The sequence below is a fragment of the Duganella sp. Leaf126 genome, from assembly GCF_001423125.1.
GTDB lineage: Bacteria > Pseudomonadota > Gammaproteobacteria > Burkholderiales > Burkholderiaceae_D > Rugamonas.
Genome location: NZ_LMNW01000011.1, coordinates 1 through 21,590, shown reverse-complemented (window position 1 = coordinate 21,590; position 21,590 = coordinate 1). Strand labels below are relative to the sequence as shown.

At 62.4% G+C, this 21,590-nt stretch carries 21 protein-coding genes; 10 read left to right on the top strand and 11 right to left on the bottom strand.

The genetic code is table 11. The features are described 5' to 3' along the window. Window positions 1-177: 177 nt before the first annotated feature. Window positions 178-831 (bottom strand): class I SAM-dependent methyltransferase, encoded by a 654-nt coding sequence (locus ASF61_RS07745; RefSeq protein ID WP_056153537.1) that lies wholly within the window; start codon window positions 829-831, stop codon window positions 178-180. A gap of 12 nt (window positions 832-843) precedes the next feature. Beyond that, the gene (locus ASF61_RS07740) at window positions 844-1,785 is read right to left on the bottom strand and encodes a CysB family HTH-type transcriptional regulator (protein ID WP_056153534.1); all 942 of its coding nucleotides are present in this window, start codon (window positions 1,783-1,785) and stop codon (window positions 844-846) included. A gap of 142 nt (window positions 1,786-1,927) precedes the next feature. Between ASF61_RS07740 and ASF61_RS07735 the strand changes: the two genes are divergently transcribed. Genes ASF61_RS07735 through ASF61_RS07700 form a run of 8 tightly spaced genes read left to right on the top strand, consistent with a single transcriptional unit; the run spans window position 1,928 to window position 9,576 of the window. Continuing rightward, the gene (locus tag ASF61_RS07735; protein WP_056153531.1) at window positions 1,928-3,622 is read left to right on the top strand and encodes a nitrite/sulfite reductase; all 1,695 of its coding nucleotides are present in this window, start codon (window positions 1,928-1,930) and stop codon (window positions 3,620-3,622) included. Then, a complete protein-coding gene (locus ASF61_RS07730) occupies window positions 3,615-4,178 on the top strand; it encodes a DUF934 domain-containing protein (RefSeq protein ID WP_056153528.1) in 564 nt (187 codons plus the stop codon). Before ASF61_RS07735 ends, ASF61_RS07730 begins: the two co-directional genes overlap by 8 nt. Before the next feature lie 9 nt (window positions 4,179-4,187). Continuing rightward, on the top strand, window positions 4,188-4,904 hold the full coding sequence (locus ASF61_RS07725) for a phosphoadenylyl-sulfate reductase (protein ID WP_056153525.1): 717 nt from the start codon (window positions 4,188-4,190) through the stop codon (window positions 4,902-4,904). Between the two features lie 24 nt (window positions 4,905-4,928). Beyond that, window positions 4,929-5,861, top strand: coding sequence for a sulfate adenylyltransferase subunit CysD (gene cysD, locus ASF61_RS07720; RefSeq protein ID WP_056153521.1), 933 nt, complete (start codon window positions 4,929-4,931; stop codon window positions 5,859-5,861). Continuing rightward, the gene (locus ASF61_RS07715) at window positions 5,861-7,168 is read left to right on the top strand and encodes a sulfate adenylyltransferase subunit 1 (protein WP_056153517.1); all 1,308 of its coding nucleotides are present in this window, start codon (window positions 5,861-5,863) and stop codon (window positions 7,166-7,168) included. The genes cysD and ASF61_RS07715 overlap by 1 nt, the downstream gene beginning before the upstream one ends. 41 nt (window positions 7,169-7,209) lie before the next feature. Further along, on the top strand, window positions 7,210-7,971 hold the full coding sequence (cobA, locus tag ASF61_RS07710; RefSeq protein ID WP_056153514.1) for a uroporphyrinogen-III C-methyltransferase: 762 nt from the start codon (window positions 7,210-7,212) through the stop codon (window positions 7,969-7,971). 55 nt (window positions 7,972-8,026) lie between these two features. After that, window positions 8,027-8,788, top strand: a complete 762-nt coding sequence (locus tag ASF61_RS07705) for a hypothetical protein (RefSeq protein ID WP_056153511.1) — start codon at window positions 8,027-8,029, stop codon at window positions 8,786-8,788. An 11-nt stretch (window positions 8,789-8,799) separates the two neighbouring features. Then, on the top strand, window positions 8,800-9,576 hold the full coding sequence (locus tag ASF61_RS07700; RefSeq protein WP_200919826.1) for a glutaminyl-peptide cyclotransferase: 777 nt from the start codon (window positions 8,800-8,802) through the stop codon (window positions 9,574-9,576). A gap of 646 nt (window positions 9,577-10,222) precedes the next feature. Here ASF61_RS07700 and ASF61_RS07695 read toward each other — a convergent pair. From ASF61_RS07695 to lptF, 3 genes are read right to left on the bottom strand one after another with little or no spacing between them, the layout of a single operon-like run. Next, entirely contained in the window at window positions 10,223-10,591 is a 369-nt protein-coding gene (locus ASF61_RS07695; RefSeq protein WP_056153508.1) for a sirohydrochlorin chelatase, read from the bottom strand. Beyond that, window positions 10,592-11,761 (bottom strand): LPS export ABC transporter permease LptG, encoded by a 1,170-nt coding sequence (lptG, locus tag ASF61_RS07690; protein ID WP_056153505.1) that lies wholly within the window; start codon window positions 11,759-11,761, stop codon window positions 10,592-10,594. Further along, window positions 11,758-12,897: an LPS export ABC transporter permease LptF gene (lptF, locus tag ASF61_RS07685; RefSeq protein ID WP_056153502.1), complete on the bottom strand. Its 1,140-nt coding sequence runs from the start codon at window positions 12,895-12,897 to the stop codon at window positions 11,758-11,760. The genes lptG and lptF overlap by 4 nt, the downstream gene beginning before the upstream one ends. Window positions 12,898-13,022: 125 nt before the next feature. Here lptF and ASF61_RS07680 point away from each other — a divergent pair, with 125 nt between their 5' ends. Beyond that, window positions 13,023-14,546, top strand: a complete 1,524-nt coding sequence (locus tag ASF61_RS07680) for a leucyl aminopeptidase (RefSeq protein ID WP_056153500.1) — start codon at window positions 13,023-13,025, stop codon at window positions 14,544-14,546. A 52-nt stretch (window positions 14,547-14,598) separates the two neighbouring features. On the opposite strand, the gene ASF61_RS07675 is transcribed toward ASF61_RS07680, so the two are convergent. From ASF61_RS07675 to ASF61_RS07665, 3 genes are read right to left on the bottom strand one after another with little or no spacing between them, the layout of a single operon-like run. Next, the gene (locus ASF61_RS07675) at window positions 14,599-15,081 is read right to left on the bottom strand and encodes a hypothetical protein (protein ID WP_229205757.1); all 483 of its coding nucleotides are present in this window, start codon (window positions 15,079-15,081) and stop codon (window positions 14,599-14,601) included. A 59-nt stretch (window positions 15,082-15,140) separates the two neighbouring features. Continuing rightward, the gene (locus ASF61_RS07670; RefSeq protein ID WP_056153548.1) at window positions 15,141-15,347 is read right to left on the bottom strand and encodes a DUF1653 domain-containing protein; all 207 of its coding nucleotides are present in this window, start codon (window positions 15,345-15,347) and stop codon (window positions 15,141-15,143) included. 35 nt (window positions 15,348-15,382) lie between these two features. Then, entirely contained in the window at window positions 15,383-15,694 is a 312-nt protein-coding gene (locus tag ASF61_RS07665; protein ID WP_229205756.1) for a hypothetical protein, read from the bottom strand. A 536-nt stretch (window positions 15,695-16,230) separates the two neighbouring features. On the opposite strand from ASF61_RS07665, the gene xth reads away from it, so the two are divergent. Further along, window positions 16,231-16,995: an exodeoxyribonuclease III gene (gene xth / locus ASF61_RS07660; protein ID WP_056153493.1), complete on the top strand. Its 765-nt coding sequence runs from the start codon at window positions 16,231-16,233 to the stop codon at window positions 16,993-16,995. Between the two features lie 3 nt (window positions 16,996-16,998). Here the strand turns inward: xth and ASF61_RS07655 are convergent, their stop codons facing one another. The 3 genes from ASF61_RS07655 to ASF61_RS07645 form a co-directional block, all read right to left on the bottom strand. Continuing rightward, window positions 16,999-19,191 carry an EAL domain-containing protein gene (locus ASF61_RS07655; RefSeq protein ID WP_082491324.1) on the bottom strand — a complete coding sequence of 731 codons (2,193 nt, stop codon included), beginning with the start codon at window positions 19,189-19,191 and terminating at the stop codon, window positions 16,999-17,001. 157 nt (window positions 19,192-19,348) lie between these two features. Next, a complete protein-coding gene (locus ASF61_RS07650; protein WP_056153491.1) occupies window positions 19,349-21,025 on the bottom strand; it encodes a cation acetate symporter in 1,677 nt (558 codons plus the stop codon). Continuing rightward, window positions 21,022-21,330, bottom strand: coding sequence for a DUF485 domain-containing protein (locus ASF61_RS07645; RefSeq protein ID WP_056153486.1), 309 nt, complete (start codon window positions 21,328-21,330; stop codon window positions 21,022-21,024). Before ASF61_RS07645 ends, ASF61_RS07650 begins: the two co-directional genes overlap by 4 nt. Window positions 21,331-21,590 lie beyond the last annotated feature (260 nt).

Genomic DNA, 21,590 nt, shown 5'->3' with positions numbered 1-21,590 from the left:
AGTAATTTTTTTCACTTGAAGTTCTCTACTGAAGGTTAAAAGAAGATGCACGATTTGCTTGTACGGGCGGAATCATGCCTATCAATTACTTCAACAATGTGACAACGCCAAGTTGTTGTTCGGGAACAACATAAGAATACAGCCGCGCTTGGCGGCTGTGAGGGACAGCAAGTACCCTTACTTGAGGCGGCAGGACAGCAGGTAGTAATACTCGAGCCGCTCGATGCGGATCTGCTTGGCCGATGCGGCGAAACGCTTGCGCAGCGTGCTGTCGGTCAGGTAGTTCTTCATGATTTCGTAGCGCTGGCCGTCGTCGGCGGTCAGGATCTGGTGGGTGTTGCCTTCCATATCGGTGCGCGCGAACACCATCGAGTTGCCGTCGACATAGGTTTCGTCGAGCAGCACCAGCAGTACATCCTTGCCCAGCTTGGCGCGCAAGTGCTTCAGGTATTTTTCCTGGTCCTCGCGGCGCACGTGGCTCCACAGGCCGGCAGCAAACACGGCCGTGTACTTGCCTTCCAGGCCATCGGGCAGGTTGAACGCATCCATGATACCGAAGGTGACCACATCTTCGTCCAGGCCCCGGGTTTCGGCCAGGGCGATCATTTCCGGCACCAGATCGGTGGCGTGGACCGATTCGGCGGTTTCAGCGATCAGGTCGGTCCAGTACGCGGTGCCGCAGGCCAGTTCCAGCACCTTGTGGCCTTCGAACAGCTCGGCCACCATTTCCTGCAGGTCGTCGAGATCGTCGAAACGCTCTTCCTGGGCATACACCTGGTCGTAGTTGTCGGCGTTAACGGCATAAAATTGTGCCAACTGATTGGTAATCATCGATTGCTTTCTTTACAGTTCGTAGTGCTCTTTATCGCCGCTCATGGCCTGCTCCACCAGCTTGCGGTTGAGCGTGGGCGCCAGCAGTTCGATAAACGTATATATATAGCTGCGCAGGTAGGCGCCCTGCTTGACGGCCACGCGCGAAACGTTCATGCCAAACAGGTGTCCTACGGGAATCGCACGCAGATTCTTGTCGCGCTCGGCGTCGAAGGCCATGCCTGCGATGATGCCGATGCCCATGCCCAGCTCGACGTAGGTCTTGATGACGTCGGCATCGATCGCTTCCAGCAGGACGTCGAGCTTCAGGCCGCGCAGCGCAAACGCGTGATCGATCTTGCTGCGGCCGGCAAAGGCGCCATCATAGGTGATGATCGGATAGGCTGCAATTTCTTCGAGCGTCACTTCCTTGTAACGCAGCAGCGGATGGTCGGGCGCGACCACCAGCACGTGTTCCCATTGATAACAAGGCAAGGTGATCAAGCCGTTAATGCCGGCGATCGATTCGGTGGCAATCGCCAGGTCGGCCTGGTCGCGCTGCACCATCTCGGCGATCTGCTGGGGACTGCCCTGCAACAGCGACAGGCGCACCTTGGGAAATTTGACCATGAAGGCCTGCACCACCCTGGGCAAGGTGTAGCGCGCCTGGGTGTGGGTGGTGGCGATGGTGAAGCTGCCGCTGTCCTGGGCCGCGTATTCCTTGCCGATGCGTTTCAGGCTGTCGATTTCCTGCATGATCAGCTCCACCGACGACAGCACCAGCCGCCCCGGCTCGGTCAGGCCGCGAATGCGCTTGCCGTGGCGAGTGAAAATGTCGACGCCCAGTTCCTCTTCCAGCTCGATGATCGCCTTCGACACCCCGGGCTGGGAAGTAAACAGCGCCTTGGCGGCGTCAGTCAGGTTGTAATTCTGGCGTACAGCTTCGCGCACGAAGCGCAATTGGTGAAGGTTCATCTCGACCGATCTAAAAAAACGTCCATGCTTATACCCAATCCTTATATAAGCAAATAAAGACTAAGTCGTTTGGAATAAAGCAGAAGTTTATTACTATTGCAGCTACTTTGGGGATTCTCGTAAGCGACCAACCAGGAACACTATGTATCAATACGACCAATACGACCATCTTATCGTGCGCGAGCGGATTGCACAGTACCGCGACCAGGTGCGCCGCCGCCTTGCCGATGAGTTGACCGAAGCCGAGTTCGTGCCGCTGCGCCTGCAAAACGGCCTGTACATGCAGCGCCATGCCTATATGCTGCGCATCGCCGTGCCGTACGGCCTGCTGGCGTCGAAGCAGATGCGCATGTTCGCCCATATCGCCCGCAAGTACGACCGCGGCTATGGTCACTTCACCACGCGCCAGAATATCCAGTTCAACTGGGTGGAGCTCGAGCAGACCCCGGACATCCTGACCGACCTGGCGTCGGTGGAAATGCATGCGATCCAGACCTCGGGCAACTGCATCCGCAACACCACGTCCGACCCGTATGCCGGCGTGGCGGCCGACGAGATCATCGATCCGCGCCCATATGCCGAGGTGCTGCGCCAGTGGTCCACCTTCCACCCCGAATTCATCGCGCTGCCGCGCAAGTTCAAGGTCGCCATCAACGGCGCCGTGGAAGACCGCGCCGCCATCGCCATTCATGACATCGGCCTGACCGTGGTGCGCAACGACGCCGGCGAGATCGGCTTCAGGTTCATGGCCGGCGGCGGCATGGGCCGCACGCCGATCATCGGCAGCGTGATCCGCGAATTCCTGCCGTGGCAGCACCTGCTGACCTACACCGAAGCCGTGATGCGCGTGTATAACCAGTACGGCCGCCGCGACAACAAGTACAAGGCCCGCATCAAGATCCTGCTCAAGGCCATCGGCGCCGAGGAATTCGCGCGCCAGGTCGAAGCGGAATGGGCCGATCTCAAGGACGGTCCCGAAACGCTGACCGTGGAAGAAATGCAGCGCATTACTGACTACTTCCAGCCGCCGGCCTACAAGCAGCTCGACGACAGCGATATCGTGGCGGCGCAAGCCGGCAACAAGGCGTTCGCCAACTGGGTGGCGCGCAACGTCAAGCCGCACAAGCAGCCCGGCTACGCAGCCGTGGTGCTGTCGCTGAAAAAGCCGGGCGTGCCGCCGGGCGACGCCACCGCCGAGCAGATGGACTTCATGGCCGACCTGGCCGACCGCTACAGCTTCGGCGAACTGCGCGTGACGCACGAGCAGAACGTGGTGCTGGCCGATGTCGAGCAGTCGCAATTGTACGCGCTGTGGCAGGAGGCCAAGGCGCACCAGCTGGCCACGCCGAACATCGGCCTGCTGACCGACATGATCTGCTGCCCCGGCGGCGACTTCTGCTCGCTGGCGAATGCCAAGTCGATCCCGATCGCCGCGTCGATCGCCGAGCGCTTCGAGAACATCGATTACCAGCACGATATCGGCGAGATCGAGCTCAATATCTCGGGCTGCATCAACGCCTGCGGCCACCACCACGTCGGCTCGATCGGCGTGCTGGGCGTGGACAAGGATGGCAGCGAGTGGTACCAGGTGTCGATCGGCGGCGCCCAGGGCAACAACGCAGCGATCGGCAAGATCATCGGACCGTCGTTCTCCGCGCAGCAGATGCCGGAAGTGATCGACCGCCTGCTGCAGGTCTACCTGCGCGAGCGCTACGAGGACGAGTCGTTTGCCGACTGCGCACAGCGCCTCGGTGTGGCGCCGTTCAAGCAATTTGTGTACGCCACGCCGATCGCCGAAAAAGGCGGTCGCCTGGTGGGAGAGGATGAATATGTCTGACGCAGTGAGCAATCTGATCATCAAGGGCCGCGAAGTCGTGGCAGACAGCTGGCAAGTGCTGCGCCTGGCCGAACCGGTCGATGGCGCACCGGCCATCGACCCGGCCACCGTTACTGTCCCGACAGGCAACATCATCGTGCCGCAGGCGGTCTGGCTGGTGCAGCGCGACCTGCTGGCCGCGCGCGCTGCTGCCGGCGAAATCGGCGTCTGGATCGCCAGCGACGAACGTCCGGAAGCGATCCGTGACGACCTCTCGCAATTCGCGCTGGTGGCCGTGGACTTTCCCAAATTTACCGACGGCCGTGGATACTCGATCGCCTACAACCTGCGCGTGCGCCTGGGCTGGACCGGTGAACTGCGCGCCATCGGCGACGTGCTGCGCGACCAGCTGTTCCAGATGAGTCGTGTCGGTTTCGACGCCTACGCGGTGCGCGCCGACCGCGACGTGCACGATGCGCTCAAGGGCCTGTCCGATTTTTCGGAGACATACCAGGCATCGGTGGACCAGAAAGTGCCGCTGTTCCGCCGCCACGCGCGCATGAGCGCCGGTGCCTGAGGAACCGCCATGAACGATCTGAGCAAGCTGATTGCCGACAGCAGCGCCACGCTGTCGCGCATCGCCAGCGATTTTTCCCCGGCCGTTTTCGCCTCCAGCCTGGCTGCAGAAGACATGGTGCTGACCGACCTGATACTGAAATCGAAACTCGATATCGGCATCTTCTCGCTCGAAACCGGTCGCCTGCATCCGGAAACGCTGGACATGCTGGACAAGGTCAAGGCCCATTACGACGGCTACGAGATCGCGCTGTACAAGCCGCAGCCCGAGGCGGTCGAAGCCTACGTGGCGCAGCACGGCCTGAACGCGTTTTACGACAGCGTGGACCTGCGCCGCGAGTGCTGCCGCATCCGCAAGGTGGAGCCGCTGGGCCGCGCGCTGGCCGGCAAGCGGGCCTGGGTGACCGGCCAGCGCCGCGCGCAGTCGGCCACCCGCGCCGAACTGCACGTGCAGGAAGACGATGCGGCGCACGGCATGGTCAAGTTCAACCCGCTGGCCGACTGGTCGGAGGACGACGTGTGGAACTACATCCGCGCCAACGACGTGCCCTACAACGCGCTGCACGACCAGGGTTTTCCGTCGATCGGCTGCGCACCGTGCACGCGCGCCGTGCAGCCGGGCGAGGATGTCCGCGCCGGCCGCTGGTGGTGGGAAAACCCGGAATCGAAGGAATGCGGCCTGCACATGGTGGACGGCAAACTGATACGCATTAAATCCGTCGCCTGACGATAAGGAATAGGTAAGTACAATATGAACGCAATCGCTGAAAACCCCGCCGTGCACGTCAACGCACGCCACCTCGACGCCCTGGAATCGGAAGCGATCCACATCATGCGCGAAGTGGCGGCCGAATGCGCCAACCCTGCCCTGCTGTTCTCGGGCGGCAAAGACTCGGTGGTGCTGCTGCGCATCGCCGAAAAGGCTTTCCGGCCCGGTAAATTCCCATTCCCGCTGGTGCACGTCGATACCGGCCACAACTTCCCGGAAGTGATCGCCTTCCGCGACCAGCGCGTGGCCGAACTGGGCGAACGCCTGATCGTCGGCTCGGTCGAGGAATCGATCAAAAAGGGCACGGTGCGCCTGCGTAATCCGCAGACCGATTCGCGCAATGCCGCGCAGGCCGTCACGCTGCTGGAGACCATCGCCGAACACGGTTTCGACGCCTGCATCGGCGGCGCCCGCCGCGACGAGGAAAAGGCGCGCGCCAAGGAACGCATCTTTTCGTTCCGCGACGAATTCGGCCAGTGGGATCCGAAATCGCAGCGGCCGGAATTGTGGGACCTGTATAACACGCGCGTCCATCCGGGCGAAAACATGCGCGTGTTCCCGATCTCGAACTGGACCGAGCTCGATGTGTGGCAGTACATCGCCCGCGAAAAACTGGCGCTGCCGCCGATCTACTTCGCCCACCAGCGCCAGGTGATTCCGCGCAACGGCCTGCTGGTGCCGCTGACCGATCTGACACCGCCGCGCGACGGCGAAACCGTGGCAACGCAAGTGGTGCGCTTCCGTACCGTCGGCGATATTTCGTGCACCTGCCCGGTCGCGTCGGATGCCGCCACGGTGGACGCCATCATCGCCGAAACGGCCGTGACGCAAATCACCGAGCGCGGCGCCACCCGCATGGACGACCAGACTTCCGAAGCATCGATGGAAAAACGTAAGAAAGCAGGATACTTCTGATGAACGCACCGATACAAAACTTGTCCGAGCGCGGCCTGCTGCGCTTCATCACCGCCGGTTCCGTCGATGACGGCAAGAGCACGCTGATCGGCCGCCTGCTGTTCGACAGCAAGGGCATCTTCGCCGACCAGCTCGACGCCATGTCGCGCTCCAAGCACAAGCGCACGGTCGGCGACACGGTCGACCTGTCGCTGCTGACCGACGGCCTGGAAGCCGAGCGCGAACAGGGCATCACCATCGACGTCGCCTACCGCTACTTCGCCACGCCCAAGCGCAAGTTCATCATCGCCGATACGCCGGGCCACGAGCAGTACACGCGCAACATGGTCACCGGCGCCTCGACCGCCGACGCGGTGATCATCCTGGTCGACGTATCGAAGGTGAAGCTGCGCGAAGACGGTGGTGTCGAGTTGCTGATCCAGACCAAGCGCCATTCGACCATCGCGCACCTGCTGCAGATCGAGCACGTGATCGTCGCCGTCAACAAGATGGACCTGGTGAACTACGACCAGGCGATCTACGAGCGCATTGTCAAGGCTTACCAGGAATTTGCCGCCACGCTCGGCCTGCAGGACGTGACGCCGATCCCGCTGTCGGCCCTTACCGGCGACAACGTCGTGGACAGGAGCGACAAGCTGGCCTGGTACCAGGGGCCGACCCTGATCGAACTGCTCGAATCGCTGTCCGTGTACGACGAATCGCACGATGCGCCATTCCGCTTCCCGGTGCAGCTGGTGGCGCGCCACAACGGCCACGAAGCCAACGACTTCCGCGGCTACATGGGCCGCATCGAAGCCGGCAAGGTATCGGTCGGCGACAAGCTGGTGGTGCAGCCGTCGGGCCAGAGCGCCACCGTCAAGGACATCGTCACGCTCGAAGGCTCGCACCGCTCGGCCGTGGTGGGCCAGTCGGTCACCCTGCTGCTGGAAGAATACCTCGATATCTCGCGCGGCGACCTGCTGGCCGGCGCCGCCCAGCCGGCCACGCTGCTCAAGACACTGACGGCGGACGTGTGCTGGATGTCGGACGAACCGCTGGACCAGCGCCGCAAGTACTGGATCAAGCATGGCACCCGGCAGACCTCGGCCAAGGTCACGGCCATCGACTCGCTGCTGGACATCAATACCCAGCAGCGCCACAGCGCGGACGGACTGAAACTGAACGACATCGCGCGCATCGGTCTGACCGTGCAGCAGCCGCTGGCAGCGGACGCCTACGCCGACATCCGCGCCACCGGCGCCTTCATCCTGATCGATGAAGTGACCCACCAGACCGTGGCAGCAGGTATGATTCGTCTGGCGGATTGAGAACTGCCGCCCGCAGTGCTGCCCCCACGGAATTTACTACTATGCCAACTCCCGGAAAAGTCTATCTGATCGGCGCCGGCCCCGGCGCCCAGGACCTCATGACGCTGCGCGGCGCGCGCCTGCTGGCGCAAGCCGACGTGGTGCTGCACGACGCGCTGGTCACGCCCGAGATGCTGGAACTGTGCCCGCAGGCCGAGAAGATCCTGGTGGGTAAGCGCTGCGGCCAGCTCTCGAGCGCCCAGCACTTCATCAACAAGCAGCTGATCGACCACGCCCGCAAGGCGGCGCTGGTGGTGCGCCTGAAAGGCGGCGACCCGATGCTGTTCGGCCGCGCCGACGAAGAACTGCGCGCGCTCGAGGAAGCCGGTATCGAGGTCGAGGTCGTCCCCGGCATCACCACCGCGCTGGCCGCCGCCGCCACCACCGGGCAACCGCTGACCAAGCGCGGGGTCTCGCGCAGCGTGGCGTTTTTCACCTCGTCCACCGCCCCTGGCGAGAGCGAGCACGATGCCATTCCCGATGCCGACACGCTGGTGCAGTACATGGGCGGGCGCGAGGCCATCGCCACGGCGCAGCGCCTGCTGGACGCCGGCCGCCGCGCCGACATGCCGGTGATCGTGATCGAAAATGTGAGCCGCGCCGACCAGCGCATCCGCCGCATGACCATCGCTGCCATGGCCCACGGCCTCGGTGAAGCGCACGGCCCGGTGCTGGTCATGATCGGCGACGCCATGCAAACGCGTAGTCACCAGCAGCTCGAATCCCGGATCAGCGACGCAATCGGGCAGCAACTCCGCGCATAAATTCCCCAAAAGCGTAATAGAATATCCATTCTTACCAACTGTGCCCGAGGCAGCAATGGATAATGTTCACGACATCCTGAACCGTGCGTGGACCGCGCATTCGGCCGGCGAATTCGACGCCGCGCTGCAGGACTACACCTGGCTGTTCGAGGCTACCTCCGAGCATGCATCCGAGGTGGCGCCGCTGCGCCTGTCGTATGTGCTCAATGGCTGGGCCAAGCTGGCCGAGGAACACCTGCCCGCGCGCCAGGCGCTGGTCGCGCTGCGCGACCGCGACGCTGCGCGCCTGCTGGCCGACATCGGCACCGGGGCCGATCCCGAGGCCAAGGCTGAGGCCGACGCCATCCTGTTCAACGACGTACGCGCCATCAACGACAAGCTCGGCGACGCCCAGCACACCTACCAGCTGTTCCAGCGTCTGCCGGCCGATCTGGCGCGCGAGTGCGCCAACTCGGCGCTGCCGTCGATGATGGCCTGCGGCGACTTCTCGCTGGCCCGCACCTATCTGCCGCATCCGGACGCCCACCTGGGCGACTACGCGGCCGAAGTGAATGCCCACGTGGCCACGCTCGACCTGCTCGGCGACGCCGGCATGTCCGAGCTGCTGGCCACCGTCTACAATTACATGACCGAAGTGCGGCTGATCCTGGAACTGCTCGACGGCTACGGCGACCATGCGGGCGCCGCCCGGCTGCGCCAGCAGGCAGTCTCACTGATTACCGCGCCCGAAGCACGCGCCTGTATCGAGGCCGAATTCGCCCATCCCGGCACCACGCTCGACGCCTTGGTCGAACTGCAAAACGCTGCCCTTACCTGACGATCGCCCCTGTGAACCTGAACCGCCTGCCCGTATTTCTTTTATCCGCCTTCCTGGCTGCCACCACCACGACGGCTGCCGCAGCAGTCCCCACCTACGATTTCAAGATCGTCCACAGCTACCCGCATGACGCCCAGGCCTTTACCCAGGGCCTGCTGTACCGCGACGGATATCTGTACGAGAGTACGGGCCTGAACGGCAGGTCCACCATCCGCAAGGTGCAGCTGGAAACGGGCCAGGTGCTGCAAAGCCGCGACATTCCGGCACAGTATTTCGGCGAAGGGATGACCGACTGGAACGACACGCTGGTGAGCATCACCTGGCGCTCGCAGACCGGCTTCGTGTTCGACCTCAAGACCTTCGAGCCGAAGGGCGAGTTTGCCTATCCGGGCGAAGGCTGGGGACTGGCGCAAAACGGCAAGGAACTGGTGCTCAGCGACGGCAGCAGCACGCTGCGCTTCCTCGATCCGAAGACGTTCCTCGAAGTGCGGCGCGTGAAGGTCACCGCCGACGGCATCGCGGTCGATCAGATCAACGAACTGGAAGTGGTAGGCGACGAGATCTTCGCCAACATCTGGCAAACCAACACGATCGCCCGCATCGACCAGAAGACCGGCAAGATCACCGGCTGGATCGACCTCGGAAAACTGTACGCAGACGCCGGCAAAGGCGCGGCCGCCGACAACGTGTTGAACGGCATCGCCTACGACGCCGCCAAGAAGCGGCTGTTCGTGACCGGCAAGCTGTGGCCCAGGCTCTACGAGATCAAGCTGGTACCGCGCCACTAATCCAAAGTCATTGCAAGGCGCTGCAACGAAGCGATGGCTGCGCTGAAGCATAAAAGGCCGCTTCAGGGCTGCCAGAGCGAGGCGCAGCGACGCAGACAGTGCGTGAGCACGGCAAGGCGCTGCAACGAAGCGCTACTGCGCTGCAGCGTAAAAGGCCGCTTCAGGGCTGCCAGAGCGAGGCGCAGCGACGCAGACAGTGCGTGAGCACGGCAAGGCGCTGCAACGAAGCGCTGGNGCGCTGCAGCGTAAAAGGCCGCTTCAGGGCTGCCAGAGCGAGGCGCAGCGACGCAGACAGTGCGTGAGCACGGCAAGGCGCTGCAACGAAGCGCTGGCTGCGCCGAAGCGTAAAAGGCCGCTTCAGGGCTGCCAGAGCGAGGCGCAGCGACGCAGACAGTGCGTTAGCACGGCAAGGCGCTGCAACGAAGCGCTGAATGCGCTGCAGCGTAAAAGGCCGCTTCAGGGCTGCCAGAGCGAGGCGCAGCGACGCAGACAGTGCGTGAGCACGGCAAGGCGCTGCAACGAAGCGCTGGCNGCGCTGCAGCGTAAAAGGCCGCTTCAGGGCTGCCAGAGCGAGGCGCAGCGACGCAGACAGTGCGTGAGCACGGCAAGGCGCTGCAACGAAGCGCTGGCTGCGCTGAAGCGGCCTTTACAGCGCGTTGACGCAGTAATCGGTCAATGCATCGAGCACCTTCGCATCCTCCCCGGCCGCCCCCACCACCTTGAACGACAGCTGCGGATGATCGATGCGCAGCTGTTCCACCATCAGCGGCAGGTCGCGCAGCACGTGGCCGCCCTGTCCCAGGAATACCGGCACCACGGTGACGTCGTCGATGCCCTGCGCGGCCATTTCCGCCACCATCTCGGGCAGACGCGGTGACATCAATTCGAGAAAGGCCAGCTCCACCCGGGTATCGGGCAGCCGTGCGCGCGTGAGGTCGCGCAGCCGTTCGAACGGTGCGGCCCAGGAGGCGGCGCGGGCGCCGTGGGCGAATAAGATCAGGGCTTGCTTGCTCATCTAGTGTCTCTCCACCCACCATAGCGCACCTAGCGCCAGGCACAGGTACAACAAACTCGGGGCGATCGCGGTCAGGATGGCGGGCCAGGTACTGAGCACGCCGAGGTGCGAGAACAAGGTGTTCACCAGCAGGAAGCTCACCCCGATCATGATGCCGACGAAAATCTTCAGGCTCACGCCGCCGCTGCGGGTGTGCAGGTAACCGAACGGCAGCGCCAGCGCCATCAGCACGAAAATCGCCAGCGGGTCGAACAGCTTTTTCCAGAACGCGATCTTGAAACGCTCGGTCTCCTGGCGGTTTTCCTGCAGGTGGCGCGTGTACACCAGCAGTTCGTTGGCCGACATGCGGTCCGGGTCGGCGCCGGACACGGCCAGGATGCGCGGCGTGATCTCGGACACCAGGCCCTTGGTGGTGCTGTGATGGGTCTCGATCAGGCTGGACTCCTGGCCGAAGTTGTTTTCCAGGCTGGCGATCATGCCCGGCTTGAGCAGCGCCGGATTGGTGAAGATGTTTTCGGTGACATCGGACAGCAGCCAGTTGTTCTTGCCCTGGAAAGTGCCGCGCTTGGCCGCCGTGATCGAGCGCAGGCGGAAGCTGTTATCGAACTCGTACAGCTTGACGTCCACCAGCGTGCCGTCGGGTCGTACTTCGCGCACATTGAAGAAGCGCGAGCCGGTGACGGTGCCGGTCATGCCGTCGGACTTGACGATGTCCTTGGTCCACAGGCCGGAACGGAACTCCGACGAAATGGCCGCCCCGCGCGAATTGAGCTTGATGGTCTCGGCGATCGGCGCCGTGCGCGGCGTGATGATCTCGCCGAAGATGAAGGTGATGATCACCAGTACCACGCCGATCTTGGCCAGCATCGCGGCCACCATGCCGGTGGACATGGACGCGGCGCGCATGATGGTGAACTCGGACGTAGCCGCGAACTGCGCCATGATGTAGATGGTGCCGATCAGCGAAGCCACCGGCATCACCTGATACACATAACCGGGTATGCGCGCCACCACGTACAGCAGCGCGTATTGCAGCGTGTAGCCGTTCTTGCCGACCGAGCGCAATTCGCCGGTGAAGTCGAGGAAGGCTTGCAGCAGCAGGAAGGCCACGAGTACGAAAAGCACCGCCTGCAGGATCGAGACGGCGAAATAGCGTTGCAGGATTTTCATGGCGAGACAGCCTTGTTGTCGGCGCCATGGCGCGAGCGTTTCATCGCCGCCAGCACGGCCAGCGGGTGGTAAGGGTGGTTCAGGTTCAGGCGCCAGGCAAACAACGCCAGCACCACCAGCGCGGTCACCAGGTGCAGCGGCCACCAGCCCAGCGCGAACGATATCTTGCCGCCCTGGACGATGCCTTCCATCAGCTTGACCAGGTTGTTATACGAGAAGAAGATCAGCAGCGCGATGATCAGGTTGGCCGAACTGCCCGCGCGCGGATTGACGAACCCCAGCGGAATGGCCAGCAGCACCAGCAGCAGGCAGGTGAGCGGTGCAGCGATGCGCGAGAGCAGTTCGGCGCGGCCGGCGTTGCTGTTATCGGCAAACAGCGCCAAGGTGGGCACGGCGTCGGTGTCGTTATCGGTAGCGAGTTCCTGCGACTGGCTGGCCACGCGCATGCTGTAGCTCTCGAATTCCATGGTCTGGAAATCGGATTGGCCCGGGATGCCCTGGTAGCGGCGGCCGTTCTTGAGCACCAGGTAGCGCTCACCTTTGGCGCCGGTGCTGATCACGCCTTCGCGCGCGACGATGATGGCGGTGCCGCGTTCATCGACGGTGTTCACGAACACGTTGTGCACGACCGAGGTGTCGCCGGCCACGCCTTCGACGAAGAAGATGCGGTTGGCCGACGACGATTCGCGGAACTGGCCCGGCGAGATTTTTTGCAGGTCTTCGCGCTTGGCGAAGCGTTCGATGTACTCCGAACTCTTTTCCTTGGCCCACGGCGCGGCCACCAGGCTCAGGGCGCCGGTGAGCAGCACCATCGGAATGCCGAAAGTGAGCACCGGCCAGATCCAGCGCGTCAGGCTCAGGCCCGACGCGAACCACACCACCATCTCGGAATCGCGATAGGTGCGCGTGACAACCATCAGCACCGAGATGAAGCTGGTGAGGATCAGGATGGTGGGCAGGTAATTGACGGTCGCGAACATGATCAGCGCCAGCACGTCGCCGGAATCGACTTTACCGCCGGCGGCCTTGCCGAGAATGCCGATCAGCGTCCAGGTCACGCAGACGCTGAAGAGCACCGTGAAGGTGGTGCCGGCCGCAGCGGCCATTTCTCGTCGTAGGGCACGTTGAAAAATCATTCGAAGTTTATAATTGATGGTTATGGCCCGGTAACAGCTCAGACAGGGCCAAAAAAATTAAAAGTAACAGCCTTGCCAGATACCTGAAACAGGCAGGCAATTCGCACACAGTCACGGAGAATCAAATGGACTTTAGCATAAAAGCATTCGACACCAAGAACACCATCGCCTCGGCAAAAACCGGCGTAGTAGCCGTCGCGGTCTTCGAGAACAAAAAGCTGTCGCAAGCCGCCAAGGCCCTCGATGGTTCCGGCGAGATCTCGGCTGCGCTCAAGTCCGGCGACATCACCGGCAAGGCCGGCACCACCCTGCTGCTGCGTGGCGTACAGGGCGTGACCGCCGAGCGCGTGCTGCTGGTGGGCCTGGGCAGCGATGATGGTGCAGTGAGCGAAAAAAGCTTTGTCAGCGGCGTCTCGGCGACCATCAAGGCTTTCGGCGCCCTGGGCGCGAGCGACGCTATTATCGCATTGCCGATGACGGAAGTGAAAGAGCGTGACGTCAACTGGGCGATCCGCTGCGTCGTGCAGGCGGGCCACGAAGCCGTGTTCCGCACCGACGGTCAGAAGAGCAAAAAGGATCCGGCGCCGGCTGGCGTCAAGAAAATCGCACTGGCCGTGCCAGCGACCGGCGAGACCAAGCTGGCGCTGGCGCAGGCCGTGGCCATCGCCAACGGCATGGACCTGACCAAGGAGCTGGGCAACCTGTCGGCCAATATCTGCACCCCGACCCACCTGGCCAACACGGCCCGCCAGCTGGGCAAGGACTACAAGTTCGACGTCGAAGTGCTGGACCGCAAACAGCTCGAAGCGCTGAAGATGAACAGCTTCCTGTCGGTCACCAACGGCAGCGAGCAACCGCCGAAGTTCATCATCATCAAGCACATGGGCGGCAAGGCCAAGGATGCGCCGGTGGTGCTGGTCGGTAAAGGCATCACCTTCGACACCGGCGGCATTTCGCTCAAAGCCGGTCCCGGCATGGACGAGATGAAGTACGACATGGGCGGGGCCGCATCGGTGCTGGGCACCATGCGCGCCATCGGCGAAATGAATTTGAAACTGAACGTGATCGGCGTGATCGCCAGCTGCGAAAACATGCCGTCGGGCCGCGCCACCAAGCCGGGCGACATCGTCACCTCGATGAACGGTCTGACCATCGAGATTCTCAACACCGACGCCGAAGGCCGCCTGGTGCTGTGCGACGCCCTCACCTACGCCGAGCGCTTCAACCCGGCCGTGGTGCTGGACGTAGCCACGCTGACCGGCGCCTGCATCGTGGCGCTGGGCCACCACAAGAGCGGCCTGTTTACGCGTGACGACGACGCCCACAACGCGCTGGCCGACGAGATCATGGCAGCGGGCAAAGCTGCCGGCGACACCGCGTGGCGCCTGCCGATCGGCGAAGAATACAACGAGCAGCTGAAGTCCAACTTTGCCGACCTCGCCAATATCGGCAGCCCGGGCGGCGCTTCGTGCACGGCAGCGGCTTTCCTCGAGAACTTCACCCGCAAGTATACCTGGGCCCACCTCGACATCGCCGGCACGGCCTGGAAATCGGGCGGTGCAAAAGGCGCCACCGGCCGCCCGGTGCCCCTGCTGTCGAACTTCCTGATTGGCCGGACCGAGCGCACCGCGCGCACCACGCGCAACTGATCGCTGCACGCGCGCACACAACAAAAAAGGCAGACCGCAGTCTGCCTTTTTGTTAATACAGCGTGACGCCCGGCGCCGGCGGCGGCAAGTCGTCGCGTTCTTCGGCCGGGCGCATGATCACGGTCAGCGTGGAGGGAAAATCGTAGCCGGCGCCGGTAGTGCGGTCGACAAAATAGCCGACGCCCCCGGTCAGGATCAAATTGCCCCACAGATTAGCATTGGGTCTGGGATCGACGCGCTCGTAGGCCCAGCCCGCCCCCTCCTTCTTGCAGTCGATCCGCAACGGCGACGCGCTCTTGCGCAGGGTGACGCGACCCGGCGTGGTGACGAACCACTTGCCGGCGTCGTTGTACAGCACGCAGCCCACGCCACCGAGCTGACGGTGGTCGAGCACGGTCTGCACCAGCACGGTTTGATCGGTCGTTTCGCTCAGCGACGCGCAGCCGGAAACGGCCATGGCCGCTACCACGGCAACCATCATGGTCAGTGTTCTGGGCAGGGCGGCGCGCGCGCGCGCGGGAAGGCGGAAAACCATGGTCAGTCTCGGAAATGAATACCGGGACAGTGTATCAAGGCGCGCGAGGATTGATTCTTTTAATCAAGGGGCGTAAAGCGTTGCACTTTGACGCCATCGACCTCGATCAGCTCGAAAAACACGGCGGCCGGACGGCACCAGACGGAACCGTCAGCAGCACGGTAGACGATCATGGTGCTCAGGTCCGCTTCCAGCGTTGCCTCGCATACCAGTTCGTACAGTCCGCCCTTGTAGTGGCGAAAACGTCTGGCAGGCGCAGTGAGCAACGATGGCGCCGACGCTGCGGTCACGGCTGGCACGATCAGGCGCTTTGGGTCGCCGCTGCCTTGCTGGCAACCGGGGCGCGCTCTTCGGCTTGCTCCTGCTGCTTTTTCTTCAGGCCGTTGACGACTTTCAGGATGTCGTCCATGCCGCCCTGGCCGCCCAGCGACGAGAATGCATCGATCACCTCGTTGAGCACCTGGTTGCGCACGGCCGCCTCGTCCTGGCTTACTGCCGGTGCGCGTTGCAGCGCTTCGGCAGCACGCTTTTCAGCGGCAGCGGCTTCCTTTTGCGCAGCGGTCTTGCGTCCGCCCGGCGTCTTGCCGTGTTCCAACGCAGCTTGCCAGATCACCCAGCGCCGTTGCGTTTCAAAAACCAGATATTCTTCCGGTTTGTCCTCGCGACGGCGTACGATATGTCCGTCGCGTTGTGCCCATGCCTCAAATGCAGCTCGCATTTTTAATTCCTTTGCAAATGCGCTACGCGCAATTTACGGTTAAAACTACAGGTTATTTCTGAACGGAACCATGTATTCCAAATAAACAATAATGACTATAACCTTTTATTGCTCACTTGGGGTTGCTCAATGGCAACACAACTAATGACCTGACTTTTGTTACAGTATATTTCTTTTTTGATATTTTGTCCGGCCACACGTTTGCCTGTTCCTACTGGAGAGCAAACGGACATCTTTTTGTATTTCACAATTTTCGCAACATTTTAGGGGCTGGGCAACTTCTTGCGAAGGGCTGATTGACAATTTTTTTGAAAAAAACATCGTTCGCCCCGGCAAAAAGACGTGCTCATCTGTTAAATCTAAGTGCGGTAAGATGCGCGCCAACCCTGCTTGCCCCTTCAACCTCACATCTTCAAGGACATTAACTAGTGATGAAATTAGCTACATGGAATGTTAACTCACTGAACGTAAGACTGCCGCACGTTATGGCATGGCTAGAGGCAAACCCCACCGATATCCTCTGCATCCAAGAAACAAAATTAACTGACGACAAGTTTCCGCTGACCCAGATCGAAGCGGCCGGTTACCACGTGGCGTTTACGGGACAAAAGACCTACAACGGTGTGGCTATTTTGTCGAAGAAGCCTATCGAAAACGTAGTCAAGAACAATCCGCATTACGACGATCCCCAGCAGCGTATTCTGACGGCTACCATCGACGGCATGCGTATCGTGTGCGCCTATGTGCCGAACGGTCAGAGCGTCGGGTCCGAAAAATACCAGTACAAGATGGGCTGGCTTGACGCCTTCCAGCGCTGGATCGGCGAACAAGCTGCAGCACATCCGCAACTGGCCGTCCTCGGCGACTACAACATCGCCCCGGAAGACCGCGACGTCCACGATCCGGCCGCCTGGGAAGGTGAAGTCCATGTCTCGGCACCGGAACGCGCCGCCCTGCGGCGGCTGCTCGATGTCGGTCTGGTCGATGCATTGCGCCTGTTCGAGCAACCGGAAAAATCGTTCAGCTGGTGGGATTACCGCGGTCTCGGCTTCCGCCTGAACAAGGGACTGCGCATCGATCACATCCTGCTGTCGCCGGCACTGGCGCAGCGCTGCACGGCCTGCTTGATCGACCGCACCCCGCGCAAATGGGAACAGCCCTCCGACCATACGCCCGTCATCGCCACCCTCGACTGAGCGTTACGCCAGCGCCGCATTCCGGTGCGACAGCAGCTGGCGCACCGCGTCCGGCGGCACCGGTTCGGAGAACAGGAATCCCTGGGCAAACTGGCAGCCGATGCGCTGCAGAAGCGCATACTGCGCCTCGTTCTCCACCCCTTCTGCCACCACCGACAGCTGCAGGCTGCCCGACAAGGCGATGATCGCGGCCACGATGGCGCGGTCCTCGGCGCTGTCGGGCAAATCCTTGATGAAGGCGCGGTCGATCTTGATCTTCTTGACCGGGAAGCGCTTCAGATACGCCAGGCTCGAATACCCGGTACCGAAATCGTCGATCGACAGGCGGATACCCATGGCATTGATCTGCTCGAGGATCTGCTGGGTCTGATCGCCATGCTGCATCAGCGCCGTTTCCGTGATCTCGAATTCCAGCAGCGCGGGATCGATGCCGGTGTCGTCGAGGATGCGCCGCACGGCCGGCACCAGGCCGCCGTGCATGAACTGGCGCGCCGACAGGTTGACCGCCAGCGGCACCGGCTGCAGGCCGGCCTGCAGCCACGCCATGCTTTGCTCGCAGGCCTGGCGGATCACCCATTCACCGATCGGCACAATCATGCCGTTATCCTCGATGATCGGAATGAAGCTGTCGGGCAGCACCAGCTCGTCGCCGCCGCGGCGCCAGCGCAGCAATACCTCCAGCGCGTGCAGCCGGCGGCTGCCGACGTCCATGATGGGCTGGAAGCGCAGCGAGAACTGTTCGTGCGCCAGCGCGCTGCGCAGGTTCGATTCGAGTTCGAAATGCTGGGCCGCGGCCTGGTTCATCACCGGTTCGAAGTATTGGTAATTATTCCTGCCGGTGGCCTTGGCGTGGTACATCGCGGTGTCCGCGTTGCGCATCAGCGTGGCGACGTCGGCGCCGTGGTCTGGGTAGATGCAGATGCCGATCGACGGCGTGATATGCAGCTGGTAGCCCTCGATCGGAAAACTGCGCTCGAGCGCAGCGATGATCTGGGAGGCTACCGCGCCCGCTTCGTCCGCTGCCGCGATAGCGGGCAGCAGTACCACGAATTCGTCGCCGCCCAGGCGCGCCACGGTGTCGCCGGCGCGTACCGCGCAGCACAACCGGTCCGCAACTTCCCTCAGCAGCTGGTCGCCGGTCATGTGGCCCAGCGAATCGTTGATGGTCTTGAAGCGATCGAGGTCGATGAACATGATCGCCAGCTGGCGCTGCGCGCGCCGGGCATTGGACATGGCACGGTCGAGCCGCTCCGACAGCAGCGCGCGGTTGGGCAGACCGGTCAGGCTGTCGTGGTACGCCATGTGGTGGACCCGCGCCTCGGCCTGGCGCCGCTCGATGATCTCGCCCTGCAGCAGCGCGTTGGCGCCTGCCAGTTCGGCCGTGCGCTCGAGCACCCGCACTTCGAGTTCATCGCGCGCGCGGCTGACCGCCTCGGACGCCTCGCGCCGCACGGTGATATCGTCCACCAGCCACACCGAGCGCCCGCGCGGCTGCGCGAGGTCGAACGGACGCCCCGACAGCCGGGCCCAGAACGGTGTGCCGTCGCGGCGCACCAGCTCATACTCGGAAACGTTGATGCGACCGGCCATGAAGTCGCGCAGGGTCTCGGCGCGCGCGGCCTGCCAGGCTGCCTTGTCGGCATAAAAGGCCTGCACGCTCAGGTTGTTCATGCCACCGGGCGGATAGCCGAACAGTTCCTCCATCTTGGCGTTGCAGTGCAGGTTGCGGCCATTCTCCACCACCGAAATGCCGAGCACCGCGCTGTCGAGGATGGCCTGGTTTTCCAGCAGCGCATTGCGCAGCGCACGCTGGTCGCGCCGCACGTCGCTGATGTCGTTGAAGACGATGGTGCCGCCCGCCGTGGTGCTTACTGTAGTGCTTGCCGTGGTGCCCGCCATATCGGAGTCCACCGGCAGCGGCTTGACCCAGGCCTGGACCGCAAAATAATGGCCGCTGGCCGGCGTCAGGTACGTATCCCAGCGCACGCCCGACCGCGTATCGGTCAGGCGCGCGACGCTGGCTTCGCGCACGTGCTGCGTAAACAGCTTGTCCACGCCGAAACCGCGAGGATCGCGCCCCAGCAGCGTGACCAGTTCTGCATTGGCCGCGACCACCGTCGCGTCCGCACCGTAGGCGCACGCGGGCACGCCGATCAGCGCCAGTGCGCCAGCGAGAAACTCCGTATTGCTCAACATAAGATCCCTGAATAATCAACAACCATAACAAATTATTATTGTTAGTTGACGGATGTTAAACCAAGTTCAGGAGGTTTTGGTGTTCAAAACAACAATGCCCGGTAAAAAACCGGGCATTGTAGTGACAACTTAGCTTTTTTTGGCTATTCGGGACCGATCAGTGGCCGCTGGCGCCCTCCGCACCGATGCCGGTTTCCGAGCGCACGGTCTGGGCTTCGAAGCCGTCGCGGTCGATCCGGGCGCGCTGGCCGTTATCGAGGATGGAGAACACCCAGATGCCGATGAAGCCGGCCGCCATCGAGAAGATCGCCGGCGACGCGTAAGGGAACAATGGTTCCGCCTTGCCGAACACGTCCACCCACACCGACTTCGATACCACGGTCAGGCCCACGGCCGTAATCAGGCCGATGAAGCCGCCGATGGTGGCGCCACGCGTGGTGCAGTCCTTCCACAGCACCGACATGAACAGCACCGGGAAGTTGGCCGACGCGGCAATCGCGAAGGCCAGCGATACCATGAACGCGATGTTCTGCTTCTCGAACACGATGCCCAGCACCACAGCGACGATGCCCAACGCTACGGTGGTCATTTTCGACACGCGCAGTTCTTCGGCGCCGGTCGCCTTGCCCTTCTTGATCACGGTAGCATAAATATCGTGCGACACCGCCGACGCGCCGGACAGCGTCAGCCCCGCCACCACGGCCAGGATCGTGGCAAACGCCACCGCCGAGATAAAGCCGAGGAAGACGTCGCCGCCCACGGCCTTGGCCAGGTGGACCGCTGCCATATTGTTACCGCCCAGGAGCTTGCCTGCGGCATCCTTGAAGTCGGGGTTGGTGCCGACCAGCACGATGGCGCCGAAACCGATGATGAAGGTCAGCACGTAGAAGTAGCCGATCCAGGTGGTTGCCCACAGCACCGACTTGCGCGCTTCCTTGGCATTCGGGACAGTGAAGAAGCGCATCAGGATGTGCGGCAGGCCGGCGGTACCGAACATCAGCGCCATGCCGAACGAAATGGCCGAGATCGGATCCTTGATGAAGGTGCCCGGCCCCATGATGGCATCCTTGTTGGCATGCACTTCCACCGCCCTGGCGAACAGTCTTTCGGGGCTGAAGCCGAATTGCGCCAGCACCGCGATCGCCATGAAGCTGGCGCCGCCGAGCAGCATCACGGCCTTGATGATCTGCACCCAGGTGGTGGCGGTCATGCCGCCGAACAGCACATAGATCATCATCAGCGTGCCGACCAGCACCACCGCGATCCAGTATTCGAGACCGAACAGCAGCTTGATCAGCTGACCGGCGCCGACCATCTGCGCGATCAGGTAGAACGCCACCACCACCAGCGTGCCGGATGCGGCAAAGATGCGGATCGGCTTTTGCGCGAAGCGGTAGGCGGCAACGTCGGCAAAGGTAAAGCGGCCCAGGTTGCGCAGGCGCTCGGCCATCAGGAACGTGATCACGGGCCAGCCGACCAGGAAGCCGATGGCGTAGATCAGGCCATCGTAACCGTTCAGGAACACGGATGCGGAAATACCGAGGAACGATGCCGCCGACATGAAGTCGCCGGCAATCGCCAGGCCGTTCTGGAAGCCGGTGATGCCGCCACCGGCAGTGTAGAAGTCCGCGGCCGACTTGGTCTTGGCAGCAGCCCACTTGGTGACCCATAGCGTGAAGAGCACGAACACGCCGAACATGGTGATGGCGGTCCAGTTGGTGGCCTGCTTGGTGGCCTGACCGAGGTCACCGCCGGCAGCATACACGGCGCCGCTGACCGCAGCAGCGATCAGCGCGGACGCAACCACCGCCAGCTGGCGGTTCGAGGCGCTCATGCTTTCACCCGTGCGGCGATAGAGGCGGTCAGATCATCGTATTCGCTGTTGGCGCGGCGCACATAGATGCCGGTGATGATGACGGTAAACACGATCACGAACAGGCCGATCGGCATACCCCAGGTCATCACGCCGTCGCCGGTTTTCGATGCCAGCAGCTCCTTGTCGAACGCGATCAGCAGGATGTAGCCGTAATAGACCACCATCATCAGCGCGGTCAGTATCCAGCCGAACCGCGAACGCTCTTTGACCAGCTTGTGATAATTCGGATCGGCCTTAATTTTTCTCACCAGGTCGTCTTGCATTGTTTGTCTCCATTTATTAAGGAATCTGCCCATTTGTCTGAGCTTGATCCCACGATAAGCTGGAAGGCTTACCGCTGGCTTACAAGGTGGGGAGATTGCACTGAAGGGAACCTCGTAAAACCTGCTGCGTGACCCGCTACGGTTTTTCGAGGCCCCCTTAAGGGGACCTCTAGAAACCTAGCCTACCGCTCGCCGGTTCGGTAAAATTCTGTATCAGCCCGCGACCAACTAGTACCACAATGATGAAGCCCCGGATCAGC